Below are 18175 nucleotides of genomic sequence, written 5' to 3'. Positions count from 1 at the left end.
ACGAGAGCATAAGCCGTGCGCGACAGGCAAGCGGCGTCGGCCGCATGGCCGCCTGAGCGGGCGTCAAGAGGAGCAGGAAAGCCGGGTTTTTACGGACGAATCCGGCGCCGGACGGCCGGCAGCTACATTAAAGTTTCGTCATGTGATCCGCACAACCGGCCATCCGCCGGTTTGCGCGGATCAGCCGCCGACGGCGCTGTCCGTCACCTGACCACCGGCGCGCTCGGCCACCGTATGCTTCAGGTCGATCCGGTCGCGCTGGGAAATCCCGAGCAGGTCGGAGGCGCGCCAGACGACGTTGTCTTCGAATTCGGAGACCTGGCCGTCGGCATAGACCAGCTCCCACATCATCCGGACGATGCGCTTGCGACCCTCCTCGTCGAGCGAGCGCATGATGACGCTGGTGAAGTGATAGAGGTCCACCGCCTCGCCCTCGACCTGGGTGGCGTCCGCAATCAGACGATCCGCAGTGCCGCGATCGAGCTTAAAATGGCTTTCGATCAGGCTGTGCAGCTTGCGCTGCTCGGCCGCGCTCGGCTGGCCGTCGAGCGAGATTACGTGGACCAGCAGCGCGGTGGCCGCCAACCGATAATCGCTGTCGCCGAACGTGCGGTTCTGGTCATTGGGGGCGACAATGTCGGCGATGAATTGGCGCAGGCCGTCGAGCATAAGATCCTACCGAAATCGATACAGCCGCGAGGCGCGGCCGTTACCAGCATTATATGAGCAGGAAACTCAACCGGCGCAACGTGCGTCAGTTCCGCGCGCTGCATTACGTTTCGGCAATCTGTTCACGGTCATTCCGTGTGCGCGCAGAGCACGAACTCTCGAGATTCCGGGTTCGATGCTGCGCATCGCCCCGGAATGACCGCCTGAGGCTCACGGGATCTCGTACACCACCATCTTGTCGGCGATGCCGCGCAGCGCCGCCTGTTTCTGGATCGGCTTGATCGCGCGCTGCTCCAGCACCTCTGCAACCGCGGGCGCATCGAGCACCGGGCCGGTGATGTGGATCTCCTGCGCGGTCGACAGGCTCTGCACGCGGGCGGCGATGTTGACCGTTTGGCCAAAATAATCCTGCCGCTCGTTGAGCATCACCGCGAGGCAGGGACCTTCATGGATGCCGATCTTGACGATGAGATCATCAGTGCCGCGCCGCTTGTTGAGCTGGTCCATCGCCGCACGCATCCGCAGGCCCGCGACGATGGCATGCTCGGGGCGGACGAAGGTCGCCATCACGGCATCGCCGATCGTCTTCACCACCGCGCCCTTCTCGGAGGAGATGATCTCGAGCAGCGCATGGAAATGCGCGCGCACCAGATCGAAGGCGGCGAGGTCGCCGACGCGCTCGTAGAGCGCCGTCGAGCCCTTCAGATCGGTGAACAGGAAGGTCAGCGACGTGATCTGGAGCCGCTGGTCGAGACTGAGATTGTCCGCCTTGAACACATCCCGAAAGGTCTGGTTCGACAGCATCCGCTTGGCGGTGAGGAACGGTTTGCGCTTGCCGATTAGATGATGGAGCGCCTCGGCCGCGATGAACACCGACGGCAGCACGCGCACGCCGGCCTGGTTCTCCAGCGATAGCCGCAGCGGACCCGGCCGCATGGTCGTGGTCCCCGTCGGGGCCTGCACCTTGTTGTACATGATGGCGAGCTGCTGGCGATCCCTGGTCGGCTCGCCCTGGACGTCGATGAAATGGGCGGCGTGCGTGACCGGTTCGAAGATGATGACGAAGTCACCAGGCAGCTGCAGCGACATGGTCGCCTTCTCGCCGGCCGGCAACTCCATCGTATCCAGCGTCACCTCGTTCGCCAGCGTCGCGAATGAGTCCTTGTTGAAGTCGACGCCGGAGCTCCAGAACACCTGCTTGAAATACTCCCACACCGGCAGCGTGTCGGGGTCGTGCGCCGCGATGCGCCGCACGCGCGGATTCACGGTGAAGGACACCTCGACCTGATCGTCGACGGAGGCCTTGTAGCCGCAAGCGCAGAGCGCGCAGTGATAGTCGTCGGGCTTGAGCGCCTTCAACGTGGTGTGCGCGCCGAGCACGCCGCCGCAGCCCGGACACAGCACGTTCCAGCCGAGATCGAACAACCCGAGCCGCGCCGCGTGCAGGAAGGCCGAGATCGCGTGCTCTTCGTCGACGGCATGTTGCGAGGCGAAATCGAGGACATTGACGCGGTTGAGCTCGTGATCTTCGCCGTCCTCGATCAGACGCGCAATCGCATCGACCACCTTCGTGTCAGCGGTCTGCTTCAGAACGGAGAACTGGGCCTGGATGTCGCTCATGGCGGGACTCTGCTGGTTGAATCACGCCATCGGCCAGGCAATCGCCTGTCACCGACGGGTGATACGGAACATAGGTGAGTGGTCCGGCTGGGTCGTGACGACGCCGAGCGGGATCACGGGATTCGCCTGATCGGCGAGCTCGACACGAAACGCGCCGATCAGCCGAGCCAGCGCCAGCACGGATTCGGCTTGCGCAAACGGCGCGCCAATGCAGACGCGCGGACCTGCGCCGAACGGCAGATAGGCGAAGCGATCGGGCGCCTCCGTCGACATGAAGCGCTTTGGAATGAACGCGTTCGGCTGATCCCACAGCTTCTCGTGACGGTGCAGAAGCCAGGGCGCGATCATGATGATGTCGCCCTTGCTGATCTCGACGCCTGCCGCATTGTCCTTTTCGCGTGCGGCGCGCGCGACCAGGAAGGCGGGAGGATAGAGCCGCATGGTCTCGTCGATCACCGCGCGGGTGAATTTCTGGCGATCGATGTCGGCCATGCTGTCGAGATGCTCGCCGCTTGTCTCGGACGCCACCTCCTCCTGCGTCTCCGGATCGAGCGCGAGCAGATAGAGCGCCCAGAACAACGCCGTTGCGGTGGTCTCGTGACCCGCCAGGATCATGGTCGCGACCTCGTCGACGAGCTGCTCGTCGGAAAAGCCCTTGCCGGTTTCCGGATCGCGCGCCGCGTCCATGAGATCGAACAGATCGCGCGGCGGCGCGCCGTCCTTCTTGCCGGCAGCGCGCCGCTCGGCGATCAGCATCGCGACGAACTCGGTCCAGCGCTTGCGGAAACGGGCGCGGGCAAAATCCATCGGGCTCGGCCACGACACCGGCAGCAGCATGTCGAGGAAGTAGGGCCGTCCCAGCCGGGACGCATACTCCATAATGAAATTGCGCAGGGTCGCGCCATGCCGGTCCATGCCGAACGAGAACATCGTGCGCCCCGCGATCTCCAGCGTCATGCGCTGCATGATTTCGCGCAGATCGACCGGCGCGCCCGTCTGCGTATCGAGCTTCGCGATGGTCTCGTCGAGCACCGCCGTCATGTGCGGCACGAGGTTGGCGGTGGCGCGCGGCGTGAAGGCCGGCGCGAGCGTCCGGCGCTGGAACGTCCAGGAGTGTCCTTCCGCGATCAGAAGCCCGTCGCCGAGCACCGGGCGCAGCATGCGGATGCCCGCCGGCGTGCGCGTATAGTTCTCGTAATTGTTGAGCAGGACGTGCCGGATCGCATCCGGCTGATTCAGGATGAAGCTGTTGCGAAGGAAGAAGCGGCCCTTGATGACCTCTTCCTCGTAAGCAGGCTGCCCCCACGTCGCGATCATGTTGCGCCGGATCACGGCAAGCCGGCCGAAGAACGACATGTCGTCGGGCGCACGCGGGGGAGCCGGGGGGATGATGGGCCTACGCACGCTGGCGATATTCATGGCTCTCTCCCGAGAGATGTGACGCAGGCAAAATAGCTAATAAGTCAGCTCGGCGACCGCAATCCTGTTCTCCTGGGCCGGCCAGGCGCGCGCCACAATTCGTTCTTCGCCGAACTCGGCCACGATGTTACGCCCAACCTCGCTGGCGGGAAGCCGCAGGGTTGCTGCCGCATCCGTGGGCACGCCCGGCTTGACGTCGGCCGGCTCCTTGCCGTCGAACAGCACCACGTCCCGCGGCAGGCCGAAATAGCCCCTCGGCCGCGACATGATCACGACAGCTCCTGCGTCCTTGTCGGCCGGCCCCAGCGGGCGCGCGGCGCGCAAATGCACGACGTCGGATGAGCGTGGGAACGGCGAGCGGTAGATATGCGTCGTCGGCATCTCGGGCGATGCCAGGACGAATTCGAGCGACCAGGCGGGATCGACCTGCGCTGGCCCCCAGCGGCCGTCGGCGCCGGTCTTCGCGCTGTGCAGCGCACCGCCCTTGCGCTCTCCGGTTTCAGGGTCGACGCGGAAGACATCGACGGTTGCGCCCGCCACCGGGCGATTGGTCGGCACGCCGCCGGGCGTCCCCGTGATGAGGCCGCTGAGCCGGACGCTTGGCTCCGGGACGATCGCAATTCGCGCGGGCTCGCGTCCCGCGATGAATTTGTAGATCTCGCGGAAGGCGCGCGGATGGAACGCCACTTCGCGATGATCGAGTGCGCCGAGCACGAGATTGGTGGCGCCCTTCAGCTCCGGCCCTTCATTGGTGACGCCGGTCGGCGTGCCCGGCTTGCCGATAAAGCGACCGTCGGCCTGGGCGTATTTGTCCATGCCGTCGCTGCGCAAGGTGAGGAAGGCGACACCCGGCGTCACCTCGCTCTCGCCCTCGTTCAGGCCGCGCAGGAATACGCCACGGCCGTTGAACTCGTTGTTGGGCTGGTCGTCGGTCGCGAACACGCCGTGATTGGGTGTGCCGCACAGGACGGCATGGCTGACATCGCTGGCGCCGCCGTTCTTGATGACATTGCGGATCGCATAGCCGCCGCGCGAGCTGCCGACCAGCGCCACGCGCGAGGCGCCCGTGCGGCGCTTCAACTCGGCAATGGCAGCGGCGAGCTCGCGGCGCTGGTCCTCGGTCGAGGAACGGTTCGCCTGCTCGACCGTGTCGTCGCTGCGCGCATTGGGATCGGTGAAGTTGATCGCCATCATGCGATCGCGCGCGATGCCGTTGGACTCCATCCGCCACAAGGTCGTCATCCAGAGCGCGTCGTAGTCGCCATTGCCGTGGACGAACAGGATCGGCGGCACCTCGGTGCCAGGCGCCGCGGCGGGCGCGGTCTGGGCCCATGCGCCCGTCCGCAAGCTCGCAACTGCGAAAGGCAAGCTGCCTGCCCCCTGCAGGATCGTCCGTCGCGACAGCTTCATATGTTCCTCCCCGCAACCCAACTCTTTGCACCGCTTATAGCGGCCTAACCACTGGACAGCGAAGGACTTTCGCAGGCATCACTGAATTTGCCGGAATCGCCCAAGATCACTCCAAGACCATTCTGCCAGCACGTTTGGAAGGGGATATGACCGAGCAGACGAACCGCCAGAGAATCGCCGCCGACGGCATCACCGCGCCTCTGCGGTACACCGTGTTCCGGCGCATCTGGCTCGCCAGCCTGCTCTCCAATCTCGGCCTCCTGATCCAGGGCGTGGGTGCAGCCTGGGCGATGACGCAGATGGCGGCCTCGGCGGACAAGGTGGCGCTGGTGCAGACCGCCTTGATGCTGCCGATCATGCTGATCTCGATGCCGGCCGGCGCCATCGCCGACATGTATGACCGCCGCATCGTCACCCTGGTCTCGTTGATGATTGCACTCACCGGCGCAACCGCGCTGACGGTGCTGGCCGGGTTCAATCTCATCAGCCCGGAGACGCTGCTCGCCTTCTGCTTCGTGGTGGGCAGCGGCAACGCGCTGTTCGGCCCGGCGTGGCAGTCTTCGGTCAACGAACAGGTGCCGCCCGATGCGCTGCCTTCGGCCGTCGCGCTGAACGGCATCAGCTACAACATCGCCCGCAGTTTTGGGCCCGCAGTCGGTGGCGTCATCGTCGCGGCGCTCGGCGCGGTAGCGGCGTTTGCCTGCAACGCGATCCTCTATCTGCCGCTGCTGGTGGTGCTGCTGCTGTGGCGGCGCAACACCGAGCCCTCGCGCCTGCCGCGGGAAAAGCTCAACCGCGCCATGGTCTCCGGCTTCCGCTACATCACCAATTCGCCGCCGATCAAGATCGTGCTGTTGCGCACGCTGGTGATGGGCCTGATCGGCGGCGCCATCATGGCGCTGATGCCGCTGGTCGCGCGCGACCTCCTGCATGGCGGTGCGCAGACCTACGGCATCATGCTGGGGGCCTTCGGCATGGGCGCCGTGGTCGGCGCGCTCAACATCCACGAATTGCGCAAGCGCATGAGCGGCGAGGCCGCGATCCGCGCCTGCACCATCTCGATGGCGTTCGCGATGGCTGCCCTTGCCCTGAGCACGGAGCCGGTGCTGACGGCAACTGCGCTGGTGCTGGCCGGCGCGGTCTGGATGGCCGCGATCGCGCTGTTCAATATCGGCGTGCAGCTCTCGGCGCCGCGCTGGGTCGCCGGTCGCTCGCTCGCGGCATTCCAGGCCTCGATCTCCGGCGGCATCGCCATCGGCGCCTGGGGCTGGGGCCATCTCACCGACTATGCCGGCGTCGAGGTCGCATTGTTGACCGCCGCCGGCCTGATGCTGATCTCGCCGCTGCTCGGGATCTGGCTGACGATGCCGCGCGTCGGTGCCCGCAACGAGGATGCCGACGTGCTGGCCGATCCCGAGGTGAAACTGTCCCTGACGGGGCGCAGCGGACCTCTGGTGGTCGAGATCGAATACCGCGTGTCACAGGAGAACGCGCGCGCGTTCCACAACGTGATGCAGGACGTGCAGCTCTCACGGCAACGTAACGGCGCCTATGGCTGGTCGATCGCCCGCGACATCGCCGACCCCGAATTGTGGACCGAGCGCTATCATTGCCCGACCTGGTTCGACTATCTGCGCCAGCGCAACCGCTCGACGCAGTCCGAACGCGCGCTGCATCAGCAGGCGATCGATTTCCATATCGGTCCCGAGCCGGTGCGGATCCGCCGCATGCTGGAGCGTCCGTTCGGCTCGGTGCGCTGGAAGGATGAGACGCCAGATCGCGCGAGCGCCGAGGTGCTGCCGGTGGTCGCGACCGCGGCGGGGAGCAGCACGTAGGTTTCTTCGCTCCATCCGGGCCACGGGAATCACTACTGCCCGTGCTCGGTCAGCACCTTGTCGCAGCCTTTGCTCAGCTTGGTGCGGTTCTGCTTGAGGCAGGCGAGCACAGCGCCATCGCCATTGTTCATCACGGCGCGGCAGAAGCGGGTGACATCGCGCGCGCAGGCATCGTGGCCCGGCTGCTGCTGCGCGGATGCGACCGACGCGCCGAGCAGCAAGAGAAGAATGAAAAGAAATCTGGTCATCGCGTAATGCCTCTTACCCGGAAGAATGTGCGGGCGAAGCTAGTGCGACGATCCCTCAGCCGCAACGGCTTTATTGGCGGCCGCATGACGCCGCCGCGTCGCCCCGGCTTGACGCCGGGGCGTATTCGCGAGGGGAGCTAACCGACGGAACGATGACGGTGTTGCGTGCTCTTACTGCTTGTCCTGGGCGTCAGCGACCTTGCGCGACGCGCCCTTGGCGAGATCCTTGTCCATCACCGCGCGGCAGCCGACGCTCAGGTCCGAGCGATGCTTCATCATACAGGCCGTGATCTTCGGGATGTTGGGGATTTCCGACGAGCACAGGCGGAAGGCGTCGCCGGTGCACTGCTGCTGCGCCTCGGCCGAGAAGGCGAAGCTCGAGGTCGTCGAGACGAGCGAGACAATGGCGGCAAGGCCGAGCGCCAGGCTGATGTCGCGGAGACTGGCAGAGAAGGACTTGGTGTTAAGAGACTTGGTGTCAGGAGATTTGGTCATTTGAAGCTCCCATTGGCGCCGTCGCAACGGTGCCCGTTGTTGATGGGAGCTACGATGCTCCAGCAAAACAGTTTCCACTGTGATGATGGTCACGGGCCGCACCCCGACTGTGACGTCGGTCACTTTGGCGCACCGCCCTGAAATTCCTCCACAACCGCCGTCGTGTTGGTGTCACGTTAACTGTTACTTCGCATTAATGGCTCGTCGCGCGGGAAATTCCGCCGGTTTGGTTGCGTAATTGGAAAGAATAGCGATGCGTAATGCGTTGGGCCTGATGTTGGCCAGTGTAGTTGCGGCGGTCGTGATCGCCGCCGGCGGTTGGTTTTATTATTCCTCGCGCGCCGATCAGGCCGCTCCCAAGACAATTGCCGCCCGTGCCGCCGATCAATTGCCGGCACCGGCGAAGCTCGCCGCCAGGGATGACGTCGAGACCACCGCAACGATCGCGGCCAAGCCGACGACAGTTGCTCAGGCACCCGCGCCCGCCCCGGCCATGCCGGTTCAGCAGAAATCGACCTGCACCAATCCGAACGCGCTGGGCGTCGCCCGCGTGGTCGAGATCGACACCACCGGCGGCCCCGGCTTCGGCTTCGATCATTTCAAGCAATTCGACTTCCTCACCGACAAGGAAGTCGTGCTGACCTTCGACGACGGTCCCTGGCCGGTGAACACGCCGAATGTGCTGAAGGCGCTGGCGGATGAATGCACCAAGGGCCTGTTCTTCTCGGTCGGCAAGCATGCGACCTATCATCCGGAGATCCTGCGCCAGGTGCTGGCCCAGGGCCATACGGTTGGCACGCATACTTGGTCGCACGTCAATCTGAACGGCAAGAAGATGACGGAGCAGATGGCCAAGGACGAGGTCGAAAAGGGCATCAGCGCGGTGAGGTTCGCGCTGGGTGCCAACCCCGCGCCGTTCTTCCGCTTTCCGCAGCTCCAGCATAATCCGGCGATCGTGGGCTATTTCGGCACCCGCAACGTCGCGATGTTCTCGACCGACGTCGACTCCTTCGACTTCCGCAAGGGCGCGACGCCGGAAAAGATCATCGAGACGGTGATGACCCGGCTCGACAAGCTCGGCAAGGGCATCATCCTGATGCACGATTTCCAGAAGAATACCGGACTGGCCCTGCCGACGCTGCTCGCGCGGTTGAAGGCCGGCGGCTACAAGGTCGTGCAGATGAAGGCCAAGACGACGCTGCAGACGCTGCCGGAATATGACGAAGCGATCATGAAGGACATGAAGGTGCCGACCGCGAGCACGAACACGCGTCCGATCGGAAGCGTGGTGCAGACGGTGTCGCAGTAAACGCCAGCGATCCGATCCAAAGTCTAGCGTCATGGCCGGGCTTTTTGCCCGGCCATTTGCTTTTGGCGAACGGCTTACCAATAGATGCCGTGGCGGTGCAGCTCGCTGATGATGCGGCGCTCGGTCCAGCGCTTGGACTTCGGCTGGTCCGCCCTTGCCGTTTTCTTGGTGGCGGGCTTGGTTGTCGCGACCGGCGCCGGGGTGGTCGTGGGCGTGGTCACCGCGGGAGCCGCCGGCGTGACCGTGGCGGCCGGCGCAGAGAGCGACACTGCCGGCGGACGATCGGAATATTTCGGCGCCTCCGCGGCTGGCGCGACTTCGCTCACCTGCGCCGTGGCGGCGGTCGGCGTCGTTTGTGGAGCAGGGGCCTGAGCGCCCGCCGCGGACAGTGACAGGCTGCGGGAGCCGTCTGCCTGGGCAGAGGCAGAAGCCAGGACCATGGCGGCAACCAGAATGATCTTGCGCATGTGAAACCTCCCCGTGTTGGCGTACCCGGGACATTACGGGGAAGGTGTCCTGGGTTAAGTGATTGGCCTCACACAATCGCGGAGCAATTTCGAACCGGCCGGCTGCGATCAACACGCCCGCCGATAGACCCGCAGCGTCACATCCGGAAAGCTCATGCTGTCGAGCAGGCAGACGCCCTTTTCCGCGTCCATGCGGGCGATGAGATCATCGCCGACCCGCGGTCCGACCAGCGTGTGCTGGATCGAGCTTGAGACGACGAGGATGTTCGACTGCAGAAGCGCGTCTGCGGTGGCCGCTGCCGTTCGATGCAGCATCTCGCCACGGACGACGAGATTCATCCGCGCCTGCGCCGCATACAACTGAATGGTCGCGGGCGTGACCGGGTAGGGACTCGAAAAGCCGACGTAAAGCGGCCCCGAGGGCGGCGGTTTGACGTCGCGCAGAAGCGACCAGAGACGCTCGGTCGATGCTCGGATGCTGTCCTGCTGCTGTGCGCTCAGCGGCGTCGCCACGCTGAGCTGACCGATCACAACGTGCTTGACGAACAGCGCGAACGCCATTGCGAGCGCAAGCACCCGGCCCGCCGTCAGCAGATGGCGACGGATGTCCGTCGCAAGGGCCGTGCGCGCAAGCAGCGATTCCATGGACGCCATGTTGGCGCAGCCATTGAGGACCATCGCGACGATGAACACCCCGTAGAACATTGCGCCGAAAAAGTAGGTCTTGATCTCGGCAACGGACGGAATGGCATAGGCAATCAGCACGGTCGCGAGCAGAACGACGGCATCCAGCACCGCAGCCCGGCCCTGGATCGCAGCGAGCACGAAGCGCAGCAGCATCAAGGCCAACCCGATGGCGAGCCAATAGTGCAGGCCGAACTGTCCCTCTCCACCGATGGAGAAGCGTAGCAGTCCGGGCCAGAAACCTTCGCCCGTCGTCCAGAGGTCGCGCTGGCCGACGAACACCATAAGAATGTAGGTGACGGTCTCGACCAACGCGGGCCCGATCAGCGCGGCCGTGGTCGCGATCAACGGCAGCACGAACCACACGAGCGCGCCGAGCGCAGTCCTGATCGACAAGCGCAATCCGCCGGCCTGGATGCAATCGACGACCAGCCGGATCGCGAACGCGCTGCCGAGCAGAGCGAGCGCAGCCGGGAACGACGTCGGCTTGATGCAGGCGGCGAGTGCACAGGCGAGCCCGAGGCCAGCCAGCGACCGGGCGCTGCGCCGGAGCACGCCGCGGTAGACGATGGCACCGGCGGCAAGACCGATGGCAAGTCCCGAGGGCAGATCGGGACGCGCTTCCGTGATCGTGTGCCACAGCACCGGCACGCACACCGCTGCGATCAGACACGATGCGATCTCGAGGACCGGCCGTCGCCGAACCAGCCAGATGATCCCGAGCAGGAAACCGAAGACGATCACGGCATGAACGAGATAAGGACCGAGATAGCTTCCGGGAAACGACCAAAAACCGGTGGCCGCCACCAGCGTCGAAAACGGCGCATGGTGATGCAGCAAATCCCAGACGCTGCCGGCGACGCCGCGGCTTCCGAAGGCATTCACCCATCTGACGGCGTCTTCGAAATAGGCGACGTCGTCATAGAGCGGCGGAACGGACAGCCGGCTGTGCAGCCGCGACGCGTCGAGCGATTTGGAGGCGACGATGGCGGTGATCAACGCCGCAAGGATGACGAGGCCGGGCAGCCGGACCCAGTCGCTCCGATCCGCGGACCCCGTTCCGTTCGCCATGCCCCTGCCTGCCCCATTGCCCACACCCGGCCGGCACGAGGTTGTCAGCCATCTCTTAGGTACGATGCGTTACCCATCTCTTCGGGCTGGACAACCTGAGGCGCTGGTGCCGCAAGAGGGATTCGAACCCCCGACCCCGTCATTACGAATGACGTGCTCTACCAACTGAGCTATTGCGGCGAACCCTGCCGGGGCCAAGGCGATGCCGGCCCCGATACGCGCGCTCCTGATATCGGGCATGGCCCGAATTGGCAAGGACAAGCCGGATTCGAAATGCGGCTCACGCGCCCCAGCGGGACCAGAATCCGCGCCAGCCGCCGGCCTGAGCCTTGGGTGTACCGATTTGTTCCGTAAATTCATCGCTCGGACCCTCGTCATCGATCCCGGGATCGTCGGGGGCCCGGACGATCGGGATGACCGCAGGAATCGGCGCTGGCGCGGGTTTGCCGAGGTCGGCGCGGCTCCGGAACACGGGGGTGGCCGCGGGCGGCGGTGATTCGGCGGGCTCGGGGGCCGGCTGGACCGGTTCGGCGGTCGCAACGGCCGGCTCGTCCTTGGCCATCGGGGGCAAATTGTCCTGCGCGGCCGGCACTGACGCCGGTGCCGATGCTGGTGCCGCCACGGGCGGTTCCGCCGGGCCTTCGCTGGGAGCCACCGTCACCCGCTTCGGCGGCGGGGCCGCCAGCATGGCCTCCTCGAAGGCCGAGGATTCGATCGTGGTCCCCTTGTCCGAAGGCAGGCTCGCGACCGGGGTCTGCCACTGGAACGCATCGAGCCGGCCGGTGACCGGGGAGACCGGGCGCCAACGGTCGCTGACGTAGCCGTCCGCAGTCCAGGCCGGATCGTGACGGGCGCGCACCGCGCGCAGGGTCCAGGCGCGGGCGCGACCGCCATCGCCGTGCTCGGTGCGCTCGATCTCGGCCATCAGCAGCGCGACGCGCTGGGTCGGATCCTTGACATAAGGCGCGAGCACCTCGCGCGCGCGAGCGAACTCGGAGGCATCGATCGCGGCGCGCGCGATCGCGAGCTGGCCCTCGACATGACCGGGCTTGTCGGCCGACGTCTTGGCCACAAGCGTCTCGACCCGCTGCAAGCGGTGCCACGCGGTATCGCCTAGCTTCACGTGGGCATAGGCATCGGCGAGATCGGGATGCGGATTCGCGATCCAGGCGGCCTCGACCAGCTTCATGGCGCGGCGCACCTGATGCGCCTCGCTCTCGAATTTTGCGGCGAGCACCGCCGCCGGCACCAGCGTCGGCGCCAGCTTGATCGCCTCCATCACGCTCTCGCGCGCGACGTCGCGGTCCATGGTTGCCAATTCCAGCGCGCGTGCAGTGAGCAGGACGCCGCGCTGCCGGCGATAGGTCTGCTTGTCGATCTGCCCCGCAGACAGATTCGAATCGAGGATCGCAAGCGCACCGCTCCAGTCGCCACGCGCGCAGCGGAAGCCGAGCACCGCATGCGAGGCCCAGGTCGAGGACGGCGACAGCTTGATCGCTTCCTCCGCGATCATCACGGCGCCGACCGCATCGTCGGCGCGCTGCGCTTCGATGAACAGGCCGCGCAGGCCAAGCAGGCGCGTGTCCTCGCGCTCGGCCATGGCGCGGAAGACGCGCTGCGCCTCGTCGCGATTGCCTTCGAGCTGCGCTGACTGCGCATGCAGGAGCAGCGCGAGCGGATCATTCGGGGCATGTCGCCGCGCCGTTTCCGCGTGCCGGCGGGCAAGCGCGGTGTCACCATGACCGATCGCAAGCAGGCCGTGGGTGATGGCGTGGCGGCCCCGCGCGTGGCGCTTGTCATGGCGGCGGCGGCGCAGACGCCCCGGCGTGCGCCAGATCGTCGTCACGATGCTCCAGACCAGCACGACGGCCGCGGCAAACAGGCCAAGCAGGAACACGAATTTGGGAAGCGTGGTCGAGGCGCGGAAACTGCCCGCGGTCAGGACGAGATCGCCGGGCTGGTCGGCAACCCAGGCCGCGCCGGCCGCCGCCAGCGCGATCAGGACAAGGAAGAGGACGATGCGAAGCATGGCGATCCCTATACGCGCTGATTGTTGCGCGAAGCTTTATTGAGCAGGCTTGACGAGATCCGCCATGGCATCGTCGGCGAACTTGCGGGAAGCGGCGAGAGCAGCGTCGCGGGCATCGGCCTTGTCGAGCCAGGCCTGCGCCGGCGCACGATCGGCCTCGGCCAGCGTCTTGAGCTCGCGCCGCGCTTCCACGAAATCATTGCGCAGCGCCGCTGCCGTCACCCGTGCGACGATGGCGCCGCGATCGTTGCCGACCCCGTCGGTGCGCTCGATGCGGACGAGCTTTGACGCTCCTGCCTGGAGACGCTCGACGATGCCCGTGCCGCTGGTCTGGGCTTCCGCCGGCGGCGACAGCTTCGGCACGATATTGAGCAGCTCGCGGCTCAGCGCCACCGGCGTCGGAATGCCGGACGCGGCAAAGGTGTCGAGCGGCTTCAGCGCATCGGGCTTTGCCGCCATCGCCCGCGCTGCGGCCAATTGCGACTCGTAAGCATCGCCGTGACGAACGGCGACGTCGAGCAGGGCCGCCGCCACCACATGACGCAGCGGCTTGTCGTCCATCCTCTTCGCATCGGCGATCTTCTCGCCCTGCTGCGCAAGCTCGGCACGTTCGGTCTTGCTGGCGCGCTCGAGCTGGGCGATGCGGTCGCTCAGAGCGGCAAGGTCGGGCGCGGCAGTTTGCGGCGCCGATTTCGCATCGTTCAATGTGCTCGCGGTCTTGTCGGACTGCGCACGCAGATTGGCGACGTCGCTGCGCAAGCCGGTTGCGGATTTCTCCAGCGCGTCGATCCGCGCCGCCATGGCGGGATCGGCGGCGGGCTTGCCGGCCTTGGCTTCGACTGCCGCAACGCGACCGCTCAGCGCATCGACCGTCGCGCTCGTGACTTGCGGGGCGGCCGGCGGCGCCTGTACGGCGGGCCAGCCCAGCAACCAGCCGACCGCGATCACGACCGCCGCTGCGACAGCGCCGGAGAACGGCGCGATGACCCAGGGCGACATCGGCGCGGACGCGACGGAAGGCTGTTCCTCAGCGCGTTCAGACTGCGGCTGGGACTTGGTCTCTTCGGACTCGATCTCTTCGGACTTGGCTTCCTCGACCCTGGTCTGCTCGTGCGCGGCTCGCTCGGGCTCCAGGTGAGCCTCCGGCTCGACCGCCGCCTCCTGCGGCTGGGTCGAGACTTCGGTGGCTTCGAGGTCGATGGTGGGCGGAGTGCGCTTGGCACGGCCGGACTCAGGAGCCAATCCTGAGTCTTCAGGCTTGTCGTCGGCCATCGTGACGGTTCCTCACACTTCCATACGCGGGACGGACCCGATTACGTCGGATTCGGCTCGACCTCTTACGCCAAACGGGTGCGCAACGCACGCTCCAAGGTGGTAAATAAGGCATTTTCGTCCGGTGTCGCAGCCACCAGAACCTGCGACGCGCCGGCATCGCGCAGCACGCTGGCAACAGTCTCGGACAGGCAGCATTGCGGTATAGCCAGCGCCGAGATTTCGACGCCTTCGTCCCTGGCCGCATCCAGGAACGCCCGGGCGCTGCGCCGGGAGTAGTGCAGCACCGCCTCGACGCCGTGAGCGGCAAAGCCCTCGCAGACCTCGCGCGGCAAATGCTTGACCGGCGCCATGCGATAGGTCGTCTGTGTGACCACGCTAAACCCCTCCGCACCGAGCTCGCCGCCGAGGTCGCGCGACAGATCCGCGCCTGCGAGATACAGCAGCGTGCTCTTTTTCTTCAGCACCTTGTCGCGTGCGCTCTGCATCACCTTGTCGCGCAAGGACGCGGCATCGCCGCCGGCGACGATCACCTCGGCAAAGCCGGCGTCGCGCGCCGCAGCAGCCGTGTGCTCGCCGACCGCAAACAACGGCAGCTCCAACAGACCAAGATCCTGCAATTGTGGCGCGACGGCACGGATTGCGTTGGCCGATGTGACGAGGATGGCGCCGTAGGGAGCTTCACTCTCGTCATGGAAGGCGACCGGCTCGAACTTGAGCACCGGCGCAAGCAGCACCGCAAGCCCCCGCGCGCGCAGCTTTTCCGCCGTCGTCTCATTGTCGGGATGCGGCCGTGTGACAAGAATGGACATCGCTGGTGTTCCCGAACCGATTGGCGGCCACGCATTCGTGAGGAAGCCGCGCGTGGCGATTGCGCAATCTGGCCCCGGAATGCTACCGGACGTACCAGAACTCTGCTTTACGGATGAGCGCAAGGGCGCAAATTGGATAACAATTCGCCAATGCTGGTACTGGGCATCGAAACAACCTGCGACGAGACAGCCGCGGCGCTGGTCGAGCGCGCGCCTGACGGCAGCGGCAGGATCCTGTCCAACATCGTGCGGTCGCAGATCGAGGAGCACGCCCGCTTCGGCGGCGTGGTGCCGGAGATCGCCGCCCGTGCCCATGTCGATCTGCTCGACGGCATCATCGAGCGCGCGATGCAGGAGGCCGGCGTCGGCTTCGCCCAGCTTGGCGGCGTCGCGGCCGCGGCGGGGCCGGGCTTGATCGGCGGCGTCATCGTCGGGCTCACCACCGCAAAGGCGATCGCGATGGTGCACGACACGCCGCTGGTTGCGGTGAACCATCTGGAGGCGCATGCGCTGACGCCGCGCCTCACCGACGGAATCGAATTTCCCTACTGCCTGTTCCTCGCCTCGGGCGGCCATACCCAGATCGTCGCGGTCACCGGCGTCGGCCAGTATGTACGGCTTGGCACCACCGTCGACGACGCGATCGGCGAGGCCTTCGACAAGGTCGCGAAGATGTTGGGCCTGCCCTATCCCGGCGGCCCGCAGGTCGAGCGCGCGGCGGCAGGCGGCGATGCCACGCGATTTGCGTTTCCGCGGCCGATGCAGGGACGCCCCGACGCCAATTTCTCGCTGTCGGGATTGAAGACGGCAGTCCGCACTGAAGCGAGCCGGCTAGCCGAGATCACGCCGCAGGACGTCAGCGATCTCTGCGCGAGCTTTCAGGCCGCCGTGCTGGATTCGACCGCCGACCGGCTGAGCGTCGGCCTCAGACTGTTCCGCGAAAAATTCGGCGCACCGCGTGCCCTGGTCGCGGCCGGCGGCGTCGCGGCCAATCAGGCGATCCGCGGCGCCCTCGATGAGGTCGCACAGCAAGCCGGGACGCAACTGATCATGCCGCCGCCCGCGCTCTGCACCGACAACGGCGCGATGATCGCCTGGGCCGGCGCCGAACGCCTCGCGCTCGGCCTGACCGACACGATGGAAGCGCAGCCCCGCGCGCGCTGGCTGCTCGACGCCAACGCGACGGCGCCGACCGGCTACGGCAAGACCCGGGCGGGATTCTAGCCATGACCACGTTCCAATCTGTCGCGGTGATCGGGGCGGGCGCCTGGGGCACGGCGCTGGCGACCGTGGCGGCGCGGGCGGGACGGAGCGTCACGCTCTGGGCACGCAATGCCGAGCATGCCGCGCGGATCGCCTCGACACGCGATAATCCGCGACTGCCCGGCGTGCAGATCGCGCCGGAGATCGTCGTGACCAGCGATCTGGCGCTCACCGCACGCGCCGGCATGTTGCTGATCGCAACACCGGCGCAGCATTTGCGCGGCGCCGTCAACATGCTGGCCTCGCATCTGACAGGGCCGGTGCCGATCGTCGCCTGCGCCAAGGGCATCGAGCACGGCACCCATAAATTCATGACCGACGTGATCGCTGAGGCCGCGCCGCACGCCCAGCCCGCGATCCTGTCGGGTCCGAGCTTTGCCGACGATGTCGCGCGCGGCTTGCCGACGGCGGTGACGCTGGCGGCAAGCGATGAGACGTTGGCGAGCGCGCTGGTGCAGGCCCTGGGCTCACCGACGTTCCGTCCCTATCACTCCACGGACATCCGCGGCGTCGAGATCGGCGGCGCAGCCAAGAACGTGCTGGCGATCGCAGTCGGCATCGCGGTCGGGCGCAAGCTGGGGGCCTCCGCCCAGGCCGCGCTGACGACCCGCGGCTTTGCCGAGCTGACGCGCCTCGGCCGCGCGCTCGGCGCACGCAGCGAAACGATCACCGGCCTGTCCGGCCTCGGCGATTTGATCCTGACCTGCTCGAGCCCGCAATCGCGCAATTTCATCCTTGGCCTTGCTTTGGGCCGCGGCGAGCAGCCGCCTGCGGGCAAGCTTGCCGAGGGCGAGTTCACCGCGCCGGTGCTGATCGAACTCGCAGCTTCGCAAAACGTCGAGATGCCGGTGTCAGAAGCCGTCGCGTCGATCCTGAGCGGCCGGAGCACGATCGACGCCGCGATCTCGGGACTGATGACGCGCCCCTTCAAGGCAGAGGAATGACGTCTTCTCGTCATGCCCGCGCTTGTCGCGGGCATCCACGTCTTGATATTGAATTGATGGCAGAGACGTGGATGGCCGGGACAAGCCCGGCCATGACGAATGGATAGGGCACGCGCGATGAACTACTGGCTGGTGAAATCCGAACCATCGGTGTGGTCCTGGGACCAGCAGGTGGAAAAGGGCGCCAAGGGCGAGGCCTGGACCGGCGTGCGCAATTATACCGCGCGCCAGAACCTCGTCGCCATGAAGAAGGGCGACAAGGCATTCTTCTATCATTCCAACGAGGGCAAGGAGATCGTCGGCATCGCGGAGATCATCAAGGAGGCCTATCCCGATCCGACCGACAAGACCGAGAAATTCGTCTGCGTCGATATCAAGGCCGACAAGCCGTTGAAGACGCCGGTGACGATGGCGACGATCAAGGCCGAGAAGAAACTCGCCGACATGGCGCTGGTGAAATATTCGCGCCTGTCGGTGCAGCCGGTGACGGCCGAGGAGTGGAAGCTCGTCTGCAAGATGGGCGGGGTTTAGCCGCAGGTGCGGCCTTAATTCTCCGCCGTCGTCCCGGACAAGCGCGCTCTTAGGCGCGCGTAGATCCGGGACCCATACTCCGCAGCAATCGTTTTGC

General features: G+C 66.1%; 16 protein-coding genes and 1 tRNA gene. 5 read left to right on the top strand and 12 right to left on the bottom strand.

The features are described 5' to 3' along the window. Positions 1-180: 180 nt before the first annotated feature. The 4 genes from XH81_RS21455 to XH81_RS21440 all read right to left on the bottom strand — a co-directional run bounded on the left by XH81_RS21455 (position 181) and on the right by XH81_RS21440 (position 5118). Positions 181-669 (bottom strand): tellurite resistance TerB family protein, encoded by a 489-nt coding sequence (locus XH81_RS21455; protein ID WP_018318970.1) that lies wholly within the window; start codon positions 667-669, stop codon positions 181-183. 210 nt (positions 670-879) lie between these two features. Continuing rightward, positions 880-2289 carry an adenylate/guanylate cyclase domain-containing protein gene (locus tag XH81_RS21450; protein WP_028139309.1) on the bottom strand — a complete coding sequence of 470 codons (1410 nt, stop codon included), beginning with the start codon at positions 2287-2289 and terminating at the stop codon, positions 880-882. Positions 2290-2337: 48 nt separating this feature from the next. Then, positions 2338-3708, bottom strand: coding sequence for a cytochrome P450 (locus XH81_RS21445; RefSeq protein ID WP_028139310.1), 1371 nt, complete (start codon positions 3706-3708; stop codon positions 2338-2340). A gap of 36 nt (positions 3709-3744) precedes the next feature. Then, on the bottom strand, positions 3745-5118 hold the full coding sequence (locus XH81_RS21440; protein ID WP_028139311.1) for a hydrolase: 1374 nt from the start codon (positions 5116-5118) through the stop codon (positions 3745-3747). 146 nt (positions 5119-5264) lie between these two features. Between XH81_RS21440 and XH81_RS21435 the strand changes: the two genes are divergently transcribed. Next, a complete protein-coding gene (locus tag XH81_RS21435; RefSeq protein WP_028139312.1) occupies positions 5265-6953 on the top strand; it encodes an MFS transporter in 1689 nt (562 codons plus the stop codon). A gap of 32 nt (positions 6954-6985) precedes the next feature. Here the strand turns inward: XH81_RS21435 and XH81_RS21430 are convergent, their stop codons facing one another. Together XH81_RS21430 and XH81_RS21425 are read right to left on the bottom strand one after the other, a co-directional pair. Next, complete coding sequence (locus XH81_RS21430; protein WP_028139313.1) at positions 6986-7201, bottom strand: hypothetical protein; 216 nt, start codon at positions 7199-7201, stop codon at positions 6986-6988. A gap of 171 nt (positions 7202-7372) precedes the next feature. After that, positions 7373-7696 (bottom strand): hypothetical protein, encoded by a 324-nt coding sequence (locus XH81_RS21425; protein ID WP_028139314.1) that lies wholly within the window; start codon positions 7694-7696, stop codon positions 7373-7375. 253 nt (positions 7697-7949) lie between these two features. Between XH81_RS21425 and XH81_RS21420 the strand changes: the two genes are divergently transcribed. After that, on the top strand, positions 7950-9005 hold the full coding sequence (locus XH81_RS21420) for a polysaccharide deacetylase family protein (protein ID WP_028139315.1): 1056 nt from the start codon (positions 7950-7952) through the stop codon (positions 9003-9005). 74 nt (positions 9006-9079) lie between these two features. Here the strand turns inward: XH81_RS21420 and XH81_RS21415 are convergent, their stop codons facing one another. The 6 genes from XH81_RS21415 to XH81_RS21390 form a co-directional block, all read right to left on the bottom strand. After that, positions 9080-9472: a hypothetical protein gene (locus XH81_RS21415; RefSeq protein ID WP_028139316.1), complete on the bottom strand. Its 393-nt coding sequence runs from the start codon at positions 9470-9472 to the stop codon at positions 9080-9082. Between the two features lie 108 nt (positions 9473-9580). Beyond that, positions 9581-11227 carry a hypothetical protein gene (locus tag XH81_RS21410; RefSeq protein WP_028139317.1) on the bottom strand — a complete coding sequence of 549 codons (1647 nt, stop codon included), beginning with the start codon at positions 11225-11227 and terminating at the stop codon, positions 9581-9583. A 104-nt stretch (positions 11228-11331) separates the two neighbouring features. Continuing rightward, positions 11332-11407: transfer RNA gene (locus tag XH81_RS21405), tRNA-Thr, on the bottom strand. 100 nt (positions 11408-11507) lie between these two features. Next, positions 11508-13256 carry a heme biosynthesis protein HemY gene (locus XH81_RS21400; protein ID WP_028139318.1) on the bottom strand — a complete coding sequence of 583 codons (1749 nt, stop codon included), beginning with the start codon at positions 13254-13256 and terminating at the stop codon, positions 11508-11510. A gap of 36 nt (positions 13257-13292) precedes the next feature. Further along, positions 13293-14528, bottom strand: a complete 1236-nt coding sequence (locus XH81_RS21395; protein WP_028139319.1) for a COG4223 family protein — start codon at positions 14526-14528, stop codon at positions 13293-13295. A gap of 65 nt (positions 14529-14593) precedes the next feature. Further along, positions 14594-15340 (bottom strand): uroporphyrinogen-III synthase, encoded by a 747-nt coding sequence (locus XH81_RS21390; RefSeq protein WP_028139320.1) that lies wholly within the window; start codon positions 15338-15340, stop codon positions 14594-14596. A 150-nt stretch (positions 15341-15490) separates the two neighbouring features. Between XH81_RS21390 and tsaD the strand changes: the two genes are divergently transcribed. From tsaD to XH81_RS21375, 3 genes are all read left to right on the top strand, one after another. After that, entirely contained in the window at positions 15491-16564 is a 1074-nt protein-coding gene (tsaD, locus tag XH81_RS21385) for a tRNA (adenosine(37)-N6)-threonylcarbamoyltransferase complex transferase subunit TsaD (protein WP_028139321.1), read from the top strand. A gap of 2 nt (positions 16565-16566) precedes the next feature. Next, positions 16567-17547 carry an NAD(P)H-dependent glycerol-3-phosphate dehydrogenase gene (locus XH81_RS21380; RefSeq protein WP_028139322.1) on the top strand — a complete coding sequence of 327 codons (981 nt, stop codon included), beginning with the start codon at positions 16567-16569 and terminating at the stop codon, positions 17545-17547. 117 nt (positions 17548-17664) lie between these two features. Next, positions 17665-18078: an EVE domain-containing protein gene (locus tag XH81_RS21375; protein WP_028139323.1), complete on the top strand. Its 414-nt coding sequence runs from the start codon at positions 17665-17667 to the stop codon at positions 18076-18078. Positions 18079-18175 lie beyond the last annotated feature (97 nt).

It is taken from the genome of Bradyrhizobium sp. CCBAU 25360 (assembly GCF_028128695.1).
GTDB classification, from domain to species: Bacteria; Pseudomonadota; Alphaproteobacteria; order Rhizobiales; family Xanthobacteraceae; genus Bradyrhizobium; species Bradyrhizobium ottawaense.
The sequence above is the reverse complement of the archived record's forward strand: the minus strand, read 5'-3'. Positions and strand labels throughout refer to the sequence as shown.